Origin of the sequence: Dyadobacter sp. CY343 (assembly GCF_021390335.1) — a bacterium.
Lineage (GTDB): Bacteria > Bacteroidota > Bacteroidia > Cytophagales > Spirosomataceae > Dyadobacter.
Genome location: NZ_JAJUXK010000001.1, coordinates 812,812 through 825,382 on the forward strand (window position 1 = coordinate 812,812; position 12,571 = coordinate 825,382).

Annotated in this window: 10 protein-coding genes; all 10 read right to left on the reverse strand. The window is 45.4% G+C overall.

Going from position 1 to position 12,571, the window contains the following annotated elements:
- Position 1 precedes the first annotated feature (1 nt).
- Entirely contained in the window at positions 2–1,699 is a 1,698-nt protein-coding gene (locus LZG94_RS03330) for a hypothetical protein (protein ID WP_233790518.1), read from the reverse strand.
- Positions 1,696–2,616, reverse strand: coding sequence for a transketolase family protein (locus LZG94_RS03335; RefSeq protein WP_233790519.1), 921 nt, complete (start codon positions 2,614–2,616; stop codon positions 1,696–1,698). Before LZG94_RS03335 ends, LZG94_RS03330 begins: the two co-directional genes overlap by 4 nt.
- Before the next feature lie 21 nt (positions 2,617–2,637).
- Positions 2,638–2,826 carry a hypothetical protein gene (locus LZG94_RS03340; RefSeq protein ID WP_233790520.1) on the reverse strand — a complete coding sequence of 63 codons (189 nt, stop codon included), beginning with the start codon at positions 2,824–2,826 and terminating at the stop codon, positions 2,638–2,640.
- A gap of 16 nt (positions 2,827–2,842) precedes the next feature.
- Entirely contained in the window at positions 2,843–4,837 is a 1,995-nt protein-coding gene (locus tag LZG94_RS03345; RefSeq protein WP_233790521.1) for an NAD-dependent epimerase/dehydratase family protein, read from the reverse strand.
- On the reverse strand, positions 4,830–5,657 hold the full coding sequence (locus tag LZG94_RS03350) for a transketolase (RefSeq protein WP_233790522.1): 828 nt from the start codon (positions 5,655–5,657) through the stop codon (positions 4,830–4,832). The genes LZG94_RS03345 and LZG94_RS03350 overlap by 8 nt, the downstream gene beginning before the upstream one ends.
- Positions 5,658–5,781: 124 nt before the next feature.
- Positions 5,782–7,644, reverse strand: a complete 1,863-nt coding sequence (locus LZG94_RS03355; RefSeq protein ID WP_233790523.1) for a glycosyltransferase family 39 protein — start codon at positions 7,642–7,644, stop codon at positions 5,782–5,784.
- Positions 7,645–7,747: 103 nt separating this feature from the next.
- Positions 7,748–9,784 (reverse strand): OmpA family protein, encoded by a 2,037-nt coding sequence (locus tag LZG94_RS03360; protein WP_233790524.1) that lies wholly within the window; start codon positions 9,782–9,784, stop codon positions 7,748–7,750.
- A 71-nt stretch (positions 9,785–9,855) separates the two neighbouring features.
- Positions 9,856–11,166, reverse strand: coding sequence for a DUF4038 domain-containing protein (locus LZG94_RS03365; protein ID WP_233790525.1), 1,311 nt, complete (start codon positions 11,164–11,166; stop codon positions 9,856–9,858).
- 24 nt (positions 11,167–11,190) lie between these two features.
- On the reverse strand, positions 11,191–11,841 hold the full coding sequence (rpe, locus tag LZG94_RS03370) for a ribulose-phosphate 3-epimerase (RefSeq protein WP_233790526.1): 651 nt from the start codon (positions 11,839–11,841) through the stop codon (positions 11,191–11,193).
- Positions 11,842–11,895: 54 nt separating this feature from the next.
- Positions 11,896–12,423: a Uma2 family endonuclease gene (locus LZG94_RS03375; protein ID WP_233790527.1), complete on the reverse strand. Its 528-nt coding sequence runs from the start codon at positions 12,421–12,423 to the stop codon at positions 11,896–11,898.
- Positions 12,424–12,571: the final 148 nt, after the last annotated feature.

Below are 12,571 nucleotides of genomic sequence, written 5' to 3' on the forward strand. Positions count from 1 at the left end.
ATTACCAGTTTACCCGCACCTTGTTATCCTTAATTCCGTCAATGGTAACTTTCTGATTTTTAAAAAAAATACCTGTCCGATCACCATCCTGCCGGATTAGTGCAATGTCGTAAGTGCCTTTTTCCAAAGGTTCTGTGAAAGGAATATCGACGTAAAAGCCTCTTGAAAAATAATACTGTTTAAGAAATAATTCCTTGCGGCTCTTGTTTCGGCTGCGGTAGGCAGGGAAAATGTAGAACCGTTTCTTGGAACTCAATAGTATATATACGCCGCTATCCTGCAAACGCTGACTGCTGAAAACGCTGTTTTCAACCGAAAGTTGGTTTGATGATTTTTTAAATGTAGTCTGATCAAAAAGCTCCACCAGGCCACGCGAGCTTCCTGCGTAGGTTTGCCGATCCGCTATTGAAATGAGCGACAGCCACTTATCATAGATTACGGGTGTTTTTTCAATGATATTTGCGGCAAAGGATGTGTCGGCAGGATAGGTCAGCGCTTTGTCCTTGAAAGTCCAGTTAAACTGATCTGTGATCAGCATTTTCCGTAGATTGTAGGCTTCTACCAAATGATAATGGTAGCTGAAAATATTGAAGGTGACCGCCAGAAATACGATTGCCGTAATATAAGGAGACAGGAAACTGCCGCGGATCGGGATCACTACATACAGATAAGCTACGAGCAAAAGGAGCACCGAATAGATCTTGTACCTGCTGGTAATCAGCGTTTCTATGCCAAAACCTGCTCTTGAATAAACAACGATCAGTGCTGTCCCGAGAATAAAAAGCACCGTACCCAGACAAAACAGGTCGGTTACCCGCTCAAATTTATTGGTGTATTTATTCCTGATTATTCTGAATAGGGTAGTAGAAACGATCGAGATCGCGACTAAAAACAGGACAATACCCAGGAAGAAGCAAACCCCGGAATGGTCGAGGACCGGGAAGGATTCCGCAAAGGAACCCAAAAAGGACATATATCCTTTAAAGAGTTGGAAAATCGTGGCCTTCGATTCAGGGTTATACTCTGGCTTTTGGTATGTAAAGAAGTAACCGACAACTGCCGCAATACTCCACGCGAGCCAAAGCGCAAATCTTTTACGATTTCCCGAAAGGAACAGGAGCAAAGCGCCCAGCGGAAGTACCAGCAGTCCATTTCCGCTGGTCAGGATCGTGACAATAGCCAGGCCGAGCGATGCTATGAATGCCGCTGAATTTGGTTTTACACAAAGAAAAAGCGTCCAGAGCGTCAATGTTACGACCCCAAAGTTCTGGATCGCCGACATTCCCCAGAACATATTCTCATGGAATGCGAGCGTCAGCCATAAAAATGGAACGGGTACAAGCGCAAAAAGCGGCTTTTTATTCTTTTTTAGCAGCTCATACCAAAGCGGGATCACAGCAAGCAGCAGTACATTTCCCGCGATCATCAAGTGCCGGTAATTCAATGCACCGAAAATTTTGAAGTCGAGCCAGCTGATCAGCCGGGTGAGTGCGATCCGATGTTCGTTGTGCTGCCGCATTAATGCACGCAATTCACCTTTCCAGTCAGTTGCCTGGCTGAATTCAATGATGAACGCCTTGAAAGTATGGTCGTCCCACTTGGGGATATTGATAGCGTAGTAGTTCCAGACCGTAAAATAAATGAGGACCGGTAACAAAAGGATCAGGCTCAGAATGATCGTTAAAGCCTTTTTTGTCATGCCGGTATCATTAGCTGGCCTAAATGCGCCAAAATGGAATCCGGGTCAAGGCCCGAGATTTTCTGATGATAACTCTGGCTTCCGTAGCGCGCGTTTGGATAACCTTCTGCTTTGAGACTTTTGAAAGCGCGAGGCAGAATACCTTTTTCGAGCAGCTGAACAGACAATTGCTGCGCAAGTCCACCCGTGCTGATATGCTCTTCCGCGACCAGGATAGCCGGTGCATTTTTGATAAGCTCCGCTAGTTCGTCAGTGATATGTAACGGGAAATGCAGTGCAGTTACCACGTTTACTTTGGCCGAAAGTTCTTCGGAAAGTGCAAGTGCGGACAGTACATTGTTAGCAATGGGACCCAATGCGAAAACGGTAATATCCGCATTTTCGGGCTTGTGAATGATCTTGAAAGAACCTGATGCAATGCTGTTTTCGGGAGTAGTCTTTCCGGCACCCAAGCGCAGATAAGCCGGGCGTGCATCTGTCGAGATCTGTCGAACAACTTGCTCTACTTCATCGGAAAACGCAGGTACCCAGACATTTGCATTCTGCTGTCCGCTCAGGCAGGCGATATCTTCAATGGTATGGTGGCTGCTGCCCATGATCCCGTATCCATAACCGCCGCCGTTTCCAACCAGGAAAACTGGTAAGTTGTTGAAGCAAACGTCATTACGAAACTGTTCAAGGCATCGGTACACGATAAATGGAGCAATGCTGTAACAAAAAACCTTATAACCTTTATGCGCAAAACCTGCGGCCACGCCTACCATATTCTGCTCGGCCACGCCGGCATTGATAAAACGTTTGCCGAGTTTCGCCTGTAAGTTTTCCAGTGCATTATAGCCAAGGTCGCCAGTGATAAAAACGATAGAATCGTCTTCCACTGCTAACTGTTCCATGGCATTTGAAAATTCTTTTCTCATTGTTGATGATGAATCAAACTGCTATTTATGAACGACTCTTTCCTGATCGAAAGAATGTATTGGATAATGTATTTTTTCATATTCCTGAATCGCTTTCGCTAGTTCAAGAAACTCCCTTTGCTGATTTTCGGAGTTCTCAAATTTCGCCGCTACCAAGCCATCGATTTTTTGGAATGCCCTCTGGTACTCAGTCGCGTTCCGGATTTCCATAGTACAATTACTGCTTTTACTTCCTCAATTGCTTCACTAATGCACGAATCTCGTCTGCGGTTTTGTATGATTTGGCTCCGCGGCGGATTCTGGTGCGGATGTATTTGGGCCGCTTTTTAGTTTCTTCAAATATCTTGGTAATGTATTCTCCCAAAAACGAAATACCGAGGATCGTTAATCCGCCAAAGAACACAATTAAAACGATGATCGTCGTAACTCCGTGCGGCGTGTCCCGGAAGAAGAAGAATTTGGCTAAAATCTGCCAGATAATTCCTAAAATAGAAAGTCCCGTCAATGCAAATCCGGCATAGCTCATCAATTCAAGCGGGGCGAAACTGAAAGAGAAAATCGCCTTTTTGGCCCACCAGATATTTTTCGTCCAGTTATTGGTCGAAACGCCAAACATCCGCTCCGGTCTCACATAAGGTACTCCTGTCTGCTTGAAACCAACCCAGGCGCGAAGACCTCTTAAAAATTGCTCGGTTTCAGGCAGATCAACCAATTCCTTCACAACTTTCCTGTCGATCATCGAGAAATCGCCAGCGTCGCGGGGGATTGGAATGTAGCTGAGTCCCTGAAATACCTTATAAAATGCCTTATAGAAAAAGTGAATATGCGGCTTCATTTCACGCTGCACCCGCACGCCGTAAACCACATCATTTCCTTCCATCCATTTTTCATAGAATGCAGGAATGATTTCCGGCGGATCCTGTAAATCTCCATCCATCAGCACCACACAGTCGCCCGTCGAGATTTCCATTCCGCTCAAAAAGGCAGACTGCGAACCGAAATTCCGCGAGTGACTTATCCCCACCACATTCGGGTCTTTGTCACAAATTTTATTAATCACTTCTTCCTGATTGTCCGGCGAGCTGTCGTTTACAAAAATAATCTCGTATCGAACTTTCAGGTCGTTAAATGTTTTCACAAGCCGCTCGTACATGAACGGTATCGCCTGTGCATCCTTATAACACGCAATAATGGCAGTAATGACAGGGTTCAATTTTGGGTTCTCAAAAGCGGGGATCACGCTGTATTCATAGCGAATCTCTTCCTGCCACTGACTGTATTTGGAGAGCCCTGTTTCCAGAGAAGTACGCGCCTTCCATCCAAAGTCTTGTTCGAAAGAGTTAGGGTCACCAAACCATTCCGCCAGGTCCCATTTTCTGTTCGACATGCTGCCCCACTGCGGTTCCTGGGCGATCGAAAATGTCGAGCGGGTCGTTTCCACGAGGTCGCCCATCGTGGTTTTTTTGCCAGTAGCAATATTATAGGATCTGCCCGCAGTCTCCTGCTTGATATTCAATGCAGCATCGATAAACGCTTCTACACAATCTTCGATAAAAACGAAATCCCTGCTGATATCGGGCGAAACAAGAGAAGGAAGCTGCTTTTTTCGGGCGTTTTCAATCAGTTTAGGGATCAGCCTGTCCGGCTCTTCCCAATAACCGTAAATTGAATATAATCTCAAATTCAATGTTTTGAGATTAGCTACTTTGGCGTAATATTCAAGTAAATAGGCCGCAGAAACCTTGGAAACGGCATAGTGGCTGTTCGGCTCGACGCGGTCAGTTTCTTTTGGAGCTGTGCAATTAAAACCATATTCAGAACTGCTTCCTGCGTGAATGTAGACCATTTCCGGCGTGCAGTTTTGCAGGATATTTACCGTTCCTATCACATTCGTTTCGTAGGTCAAGTTGACGTTACTTTGCTTGCTGTAAGCGCCGTAAGCCGCCAGATTGAATATGGTTTGCGGTTTATATTTTTCAAAGATCTCCTGAACGGAATTATTCGAAAGGATATCGCAGTGGATGATATTTTCAAACGGAACATCGAGCAATTTCAATCTCCACGCTTTGGTTGCATCATGAGTTAGTGCATAGCAATCCTTTCGGATCTTGAAAATGTCATTAAATAGATTAGCGCCGATAAAGCCGCTGGCCCCGAAAACGAAAATTGGACCTTTTAAACTCTCAATTTTCTCGCGGTAAACCGGTAAATGATCAAGCATTCGTTAATTCATTAAAATAGCGCTCCTTCACTTCGAGGGTTGCCTGCTCATATTGATCCTTATTCATTGGCAAATAGTGCCACTCTAACTTGTTTTCCATGTAGGAAACGCCTTTTCCTTTCACTGTATTTGCAATGATCGCTTTCGGTAAACCGTTTTTGTGCGTTTTCAACTCCTCGATCGCGATACTGATAGAAGCCACATCGTGACCGTCGATTTCAATAGTTTCAAATCCGATCGCATTCCATTTTTCAACAGAAGCCGTTTCTCCCAAAACCTGATCCGTAAATCCGAAACCTTGCAAACCATTTTTATCAATGATCATGATCAGGTTATCAAGCTGGTTTTGAATCGCGTAATGCGCTGCTTCCCAGGTAGTTCCTTCGTTCGTTTCTCCATCAGAAAGCAATGCAAAAGAATAGGTATCGTCTCCGCTCACTTTTGCCGCGTGCGCAATTCCTGTAGCGATAGGCAGACCGTGACCCAGCGAGCCGGTCGCAAATGGGATTCCTTTGTATTGCCGTGGCGCAGGGTGGGCTGGAAGTGTGGTACCGTCGAGATAAAAGGTATCAAGCTCTTCGTCGGTAATTTCTCCCAGGGTATTCAAACAGGCGTATAATGCAGCTGCCGCGTGTCCTTTCGATAAAATGAATGTGTCGTCAGCCGATTTTTGAAGGAAAAGAACTGCGACCATCAGGTCGATGCAGCTGAGTGAGCAGCCGATGTGCCCCGCATTTGCTTTATGGTATAAACCCAGAACTTTCAGGCGAAGCTCCCCGCTTATTTGCCTCGGGTCGTTGAATATGTCTTCTGCGGTCATGCGTGCTGTGTATGTCAATGTAAGAACCTGCTCACAAAATAACGGTCAAATCTTGTGTTTTAAGTGCGCAATATACGAAATCTTATTGGACGGCTTTGTAAAGTGCGGCTATTGAAAGCGCCGGTCAATAGCGCACACCTTTCAGATTTTCGATTTCAACAGGCTCTGCCTGACCGGATCTTTTGATCCAGATACGGTCAACCTGCAACGTGTCAAGCACCTGCACATATTGAGCATCTTTGGGAAGATAAATGTTGGTCAGCTGAGCATCCTGAACGGAAACTGGCAGGAAAGTCTTATCCATCTCACGCATCGCGACTAGTTTTGCAGCAGGGTAATAGATCGTGTCGCCGGGCTGGTAAGTGCTTTTGATCTTCTGAGCCGCAGCATAGTAAGGATTCGGTTCTCTCGGATTTGCAAAATAGCCATATTTAGTCGACCTATCCTGGTAAAATTCCCGTAATCTCAACCCTACAAAACCCAACTGAATAAGCAGAAACACATAGATCAGTACTTTAAACTCAATATCCAGCTTTCGGAAATATTGCAGTAATAAACTCAGCAATATGATCACATAAGGGAAAGAAAACCCAGGGTAGCGCTGGTTGAGACCATAAGTATGTCCTCCCCGGAATGCCATGAAAATCAGGAAAAATGTCGGGATAAGGCCCATTAAATACAACATCCACAATCTCTTACGCTTTTCTGGACTTGCCTGTTTATGAATATCAGGAATAAATGAAAGCGCAAAAATGCTGATTGACAAAATCGTGAATTGTAATTTGTGGTGATTATAGAAAAAGCCGGCCGCGATAATCACAAGAAATGGTAACCTGTGAATCAGCCAGCCTGGTGTATTGATTTTGTGTTTAAATCTGAACCACAGTATTAGCAAAATCCCTACTGCGAGTGCTAATACTACATTCCTTCTTCCGGATAATGCATCGGTAAGTCCATTCGTAAATATCACTAAATCAGTAAAAATAGGCAGCGCCCGTTCAAAAACGTTGGGGAGCGTTGCCGGTAATATCAGTCCGTAGGGATTATTGTAAGGGGCGGTTTCGGCCATTCTTTTATAAAGATCCGCCTGGTCTTTCAGCGTGTACAAGGTGTAATACCCGCCTCCGAAAGTGAGCCACCATGCCAATCCGGAAAGTGACAAAACCGCGGCAATCGCCATTCTGATCCAGCCTTTGATGCTGCGCAGGAAAAACAATGCGTAAGCAGCGTGCGCAATCAGTACGGAAATGGTTAGAAAGTGGGATAGTAGTCCTAGCCCTGCGGACAGAATATAGCCGAGGTAAAGCCAGAAGGTTTTTCGTTTATTATACTTATTCTCAATAATTTGTAAAAAGAAATAAGTAGCGAGCAATGTCAGAAAGAAGGTAAGCGAGTAGTTGCGCGCCTGGTGACTATATGCTACAAAAAACGGCTCAACTGCCACAATACCAGCGGCTATCAAACCAGTATTTACACTGAAAAATCTTTTCCCAAACAGAAAAGTGAGCGCGATGATCATCGTGCTGAAAACCACCGAAAGCGCACGCGCGGAAAAATCAGACAGACCGAAAATGTCCATCCACAAATGCAGGAGAATATAGTAAAAGGGGCTATTGCCGATATCGCTGCGGGTAATTGCGTCGTAATAATCCTGAATACTTTTGGGCGCCCAAAATTCGGCCGGCGTGAATGGGCGCAGTGTCGGTATCTCTTCGTAGGTAAATGATCTGATCACGCCGACAGGCGGCTTGTAATCCAGCTTTGGCGCTTCCCAGAATTCTTTAACCGCCAGCCTTTGTGTGGAATAAACTTCTTTTTGATTTGCCCCTTCGAGCACAATACCCTGGCTGACCACCATTGTACTTTTCTCGTCGAAAAAAATGCTGAACCGATCGAGACGGTAAAATCTTAAAGCGAGACCTGCTACTAAAATGATGGAGAAAATAAGCCAGGGACGCAGATTTTCGCTTTTGGTGTTTTGGGACATTAGATATTAGCTGATGATTTCTGTATTCCGCTTTCAAAAATCAGCGGAAGTAACATATCCAGTTGCCGCGAAAATAAGCAAATTTCCTTTTATAGGATATTTTTTAGATTTTAAGAATCGTAAATTCAACTCTCCGGTTCCGCTGGCGCGTCTGTTCGGTTGAGTTGCTGGCAATAGGTCTGGCTGGCCCCCAGGCCTTTGTCTGAATGCGTTTTGCCGCAATTCCTTTGGATAAAAGGTATTTTTTAACCTGCTCGACACGGTCAGAGGAAAGCTTTACATTTTTCTGAACTTCCCCCTGATTGTCCGTGTGCCCTTCCAGCAGGATTTCCATCGCCGGGTAACTCGTCATCGCTTTTGCGATTTTATCCAGTTCCGTATAGGAAGACTTGACAACCTCGGCGCTGCTTTGTGCGAACATCGTATTGTTCAACCGGATCTGCTGACCGGATTTCAGCGGTACCAGGTACAGGTTTCGCCGTATCGATTTTACCGTCGAGTCTGTGGAAAGATCAATTTCTTCGGAAATAGGAAAGTATCCTTCCGCAGCCGCAGACATTTTGTAAGCATCTTTCAAAGGCAGAACAAATTTATATTCCCCCGTTTCAGGGTCAAAAGAAGCCTTGGCAAACAGGCTGTTATCCTTTTTGAGCTCAGCCGAAACATCCGATCTGATTGGCTTTGTGGTTTCTGCTTCATACACATTTCCCGAAACGATCGCGACGGGCTCGGGCCTGATCTCAGGGTTCAGCCGGATCCTGAAAATATCTTCCTGCCCTTGAATTTTGTCGCTGGCGCTGAAATAGGCATAGTCGCCCACAGCGGGCACATTGAGATAAGCATCCCAAAGCGGCGAGTTGACTGCCGGCCCGAGGTTCTCAGGCTTTGACCAGTTTAGCCAGGTATCGTCCAGTCTTCTTGTCAGAAAAATATCTGCAGACCCGAAGCCGCTGTGACCGTGGGATGAAAAATACAGCGTCTTGTTGTCGAGGGCCAGAAACGGCGTGCCTTCGTCGTCGGCGGTATTCACTGTCGCGCCGATATTCTGCGGCTCCGACCAGGTTTCGTCTTTTTGGAGAAATGAAATATACAGGTCCCTGGAACCCTCGGTATCGGCTCTTTCAAGGGATAAAATCAAGACATTTTCATAAGGGGAAACTGCAATTTCAAGTGAGGTAGCGCCTTCTTTGAATGCGATTTTGGCCAGATTCGAGACCTTGGATTGTTTAGGAAATGACCAGCCTGTTTTTGTTTTAAATGATTTTGAGAAACCAAGATGCATGCTTCCGTCAGGCTGGTATTCATTGAGCAGGTATATCGTTTTCCCATCGGACGAAATACTTACAACTGCATTATCACCCGGCGTATTAATTGGCGGGCCCATATTAACTGCATTCGACCACTGACCTTTATCATTTGAACTAGAAATCCAGACATCCTGCGGTTTAGGAGCACCAATATTTCCTTCAAAGTTACTTCGTGTAAAAAATAGCGTCTTGCCGTCGGGCGAAATGACTGGAGCAACTTCCTGTGCTTTTGTATTAATGGCGCTGCCCATATTTTCTTTCTGGGTTTTCAGGTCCATCTTGGCCGCAAAGCGGATTTTTGCTTCAATAGGCTCGGTACTTTCAGAGATTCCGATTGCGTCAACCTGATTAAACCCCGACACCTTGTCTGGCCGGAGAACGATCTTAACGGCATTGACCTGAATATCCTGTTTTAGAAAAATCTGCAACATTCTGCCCGGAACCGGCTGCTGACCCGCCACAGCCTCTGACACAAGATATTCTTTGCCGGAAGGATCGTAAGCATATACCCTGACAATTGCGCCGGGATTAAAATTTTCGGCGATCGCGATCTGCTTCGCCTGAATAGCTTTTGCAAAACCGACCTTGATCCATTCCTCATTCCGGCTATCTGCTTCGGCCGGTGACCAGGCCGACCGGCTGTTGCCAAAAGCAGGTAGTTTATTAGGTTCCCCCAGGATCTGCTTCGCCCGAAAAGCGTGTCCATAAGCTTCTGGCCGATATTCGGAAGAATAGCCAAGTACCTTACTGGCCCATAGTACTCCCTGGGCAAAACCGGTAGCCGGAAAAATTAATAGCAGGAAAAATGTTAGAATTCTTTTCAATAAAATCATGGGCAAACTATTCCCGGCGGGGGTAATTCAGTATTAAGTAATATTATTAAGAATACCGGTGAATGTCAAACTTACTGTTTGGAGCCGATCAGTAAGATCCAATCCCAGCCCGGTTGAGAGTCCGGCGGCTGAACAACTGCCTGTTGTTTGTTGGTGAATTTACCTCCGTCCCAGCGTTTGCCCGTGCGCGGACTATACCACACGGCGCCAAATTCGGTTCCCTGCAAGTGGTTGAGGTCCAGTCTGACTGGTTTTGACGAAGGCAGGTAAAGCATAGACATTCTTTTGTTCGACAAAGAAACGATCCCGATTTCCGCTTTATCGACCGAATCAGTCAGCAGATCAGGTTTGTCGGGCTGCATATATTCCCAGGGAATTCCTTTCAGGATCTTCACCAGTTCGTGAATATATTCCGCACCATCTTTCCCAATATTCACTTTCCAGGTAGGATTAAAATTCTTGATCGTGCTCATGTGACAAAAACCTGCGGCAGAGCTCATAATCGACTGGTAAGCCTGATTTCGGATCATCACAGATTGGTCGGTCATTTCTCGTGGAAATTCAGAATTCGCGATCAAAAATGGTCTCAATGCAGCCTCAGCTGAGTTTTTCTGCCAGTTAGCCAGCGCCGCATACTCCGACGGAGTCACTGTTGAATCGGGAATAATGAATTTCAGATTAGAATGGTTTGGAGCCTGATCATTGATATTAGTCGGCGAACAGGTATTCAGCGAAGCCAATATCTGTCCTTCCGAAACCGACCTTATTCCCTCTGAAATAGCTGAAAACTGGGCTGCGCTCTGGTATTCTTCCTCGCTTACGATCCAGATGATATTGGAATGTTTCGCAAAAGCCTTTCCTACGTAAGTACCATATTCTTTCCAGGCAGCCTCGTTGTGCGCGTCGAATACTGCATTCCAGCTTTTTCTCGAAACAACCACCCCTACAACCAGATTACGCTCTTTGGCAGCGGCTATAATTTTATCAAAATAGTCAAAATAAGCCTTATTGGGTTTGCTGATATCGTTATTAACAAATGGCGCGACCTTCTGATAGTTTTTCTGGGTGGGGAGCATCGGAAGCAGCTGCACCAGGAAAGTATTGAAAGACTGGGCTTTTCTGATATCCATATAATGTACCGCTTCGGTGTAGCTAAGGCGCCTGAGCAACTGCCAGGCCACATCGGCGACCATCAGAAAGGGTACCCCGTTATTATCAATAATATGTCTTCCGTTCGGACTGATCTTTAATGGAAACTTCGACGCCGCCGTTTGTGTCGGGCGGGTAATGCTTATAAAGCTGAGGCAAATGCATGCAAATGCGCCGAAGGCGAGCAGTGTAAAACGGGCGCGACGGTTCCTTTTTTCTGTTAATAGGTTCAAGTTGAGTGTTTGGAAAGCCTGGGTCTAACTAGCTACTTTCAATTGCTCGATGATCCCTTTCGGGTCAGACGAACTAAATACGAAACTGCCGGCGACGAGGATATCAACCCCTTCACGCACCAGCAGCGGCGCATTATCCAGATTAACGCCGCCATCCACTTCAATCTTGAATGAATAGCCAAATTTTTCGCGCAGGCTATGTAACCTCACGATCTTTTTATAGGTGTTATCAATGAATTTCTGTCCGCCAAAACCCGGGTTTACTGACATGATCAATACGAGAGAAACGTCTCCCAGCACGTCTGTGAGCAATTCAACCGGCGTATGCGGGTTCAATGCAACTCCTGCCGAAAGTCCAAGTTCTTTCAGGTTTTCGATATTCCGGTGCAGGTGGGTACAAGCTTCATAATGCATTGTGATCCCCCAGGCGCCTGCTTTTTTAAATGCCTCAAAATAACGCTCCGGCTTTTCGATCATCAAATGCACATCCAGCGGTTTTTTTGCGTGTTTGTAAATCGCTTCGCAAACAGGTATTCCAAAGGAAATATTTGGAACAAAAACACCGTCCATAATATCTACGTGAATATAATCGGCAACGCTGGCATTCAGGAGTTCAACGTCGCGTTGCAGATTACCGAAGTCGGCGGCTAGTATCGAAGGGGCAATTTCGGCCATGAAAATCTCAAATTATTGAAAAACGATATATGGCGAAATTAGGGAATTACTTGTTTAAAAAGGAAAAACAGACTTTGCTTCAAGAGTCAGGTCCGGGAAAACGGGCGTTTGTACCAGGTGCTCGCCTGTGAAACTGCCGTGAAGCTGATATTGCCCTAAATGCAAGGTATGAACCTCGATAAGCGCTTTTTCTGGAAATACCAGCCAGTATTCCTTCACGCCATACCTTTCATAAATTTCCTTTTTGATAACCATATCCAACTTCCGAGATCCTTTGGATACGATTTCCAATACCATATCAGGCGCGCCGCGAATCCAGTCTTGCATGATCGCCGCCCGCTCGTTTGAAACAAAAAGTATGTCAGGCTGCAATACATTGAATTTATCTTCCAGAATCGTGTCGAGCGGCGCTGTGAAAATTTCTCCGAGCGCGTTCACTTTAACATGTTCAGCTAATTCCAGCAAAAGTTTCATCAGAATCCGCTGGTGGGAAAGTTTCGGGCTAGGAGACATTACTTCCTCTCCGTTGATGATCTGCGTAAGATCGGGATTGTAATAAATGGTCGTTTCCATTGTCTTCATGTTCAGTGCTGTTAACGAAAATACATAAAATCGAAACAATATTCATTTTGCTGTTTGGTAGACTTTTGCATTTAGACGTAACATTGAGCAGGAGGTAACAAGATTTTTTTAAGATTCTCAAAATTTTAAATAAATCTTAAATTTGGCC

Excerpts from the sequence above, each read along its gene's own strand:
- LZG94_RS03330 (WP_233790518.1), bottom strand. The coding sequence starts at position 1,699 with ATGACAAAAAAGGCTTTAACGATCATTCTGAGCCTGATCCTTTTGTTA.
- LZG94_RS03335 (WP_233790519.1), bottom strand. The coding sequence starts at position 2,616 with ATGAGAAAAGAATTTTCAAATGCCATGGAACAGTTAGCAGTGGAAGAC.
- LZG94_RS03340 (WP_233790520.1), bottom strand. The coding sequence starts at position 2,826 with ATGGAAATCCGGAACGCGACTGAGTACCAGAGGGCATTCCAAAAAATC.
- LZG94_RS03345 (WP_233790521.1), bottom strand. The coding sequence starts at position 4,837 with ATGCTTGATCATTTACCGGTTTACCGCGAGAAAATTGAGAGTTTAAAA.
- LZG94_RS03350 (WP_233790522.1), bottom strand. The coding sequence starts at position 5,657 with ATGACCGCAGAAGACATATTCAACGACCCGAGGCAAATAAGCGGGGAG.
- LZG94_RS03355 (WP_233790523.1), bottom strand. The coding sequence starts at position 7,644 with ATGTCCCAAAACACCAAAAGCGAAAATCTGCGTCCCTGGCTTATTTTC.
- LZG94_RS03360 (WP_233790524.1), bottom strand. The coding sequence starts at position 9,784 with ATGATTTTATTGAAAAGAATTCTAACATTTTTCCTGCTATTAATTTTT.
- rpe (WP_233790526.1), bottom strand. The coding sequence starts at position 11,841 with ATGGCCGAAATTGCCCCTTCGATACTAGCCGCCGACTTCGGTAATCTG.
- LZG94_RS03375 (WP_233790527.1), bottom strand. The coding sequence starts at position 12,423 with ATGAAGACAATGGAAACGACCATTTATTACAATCCCGATCTTACGCAG.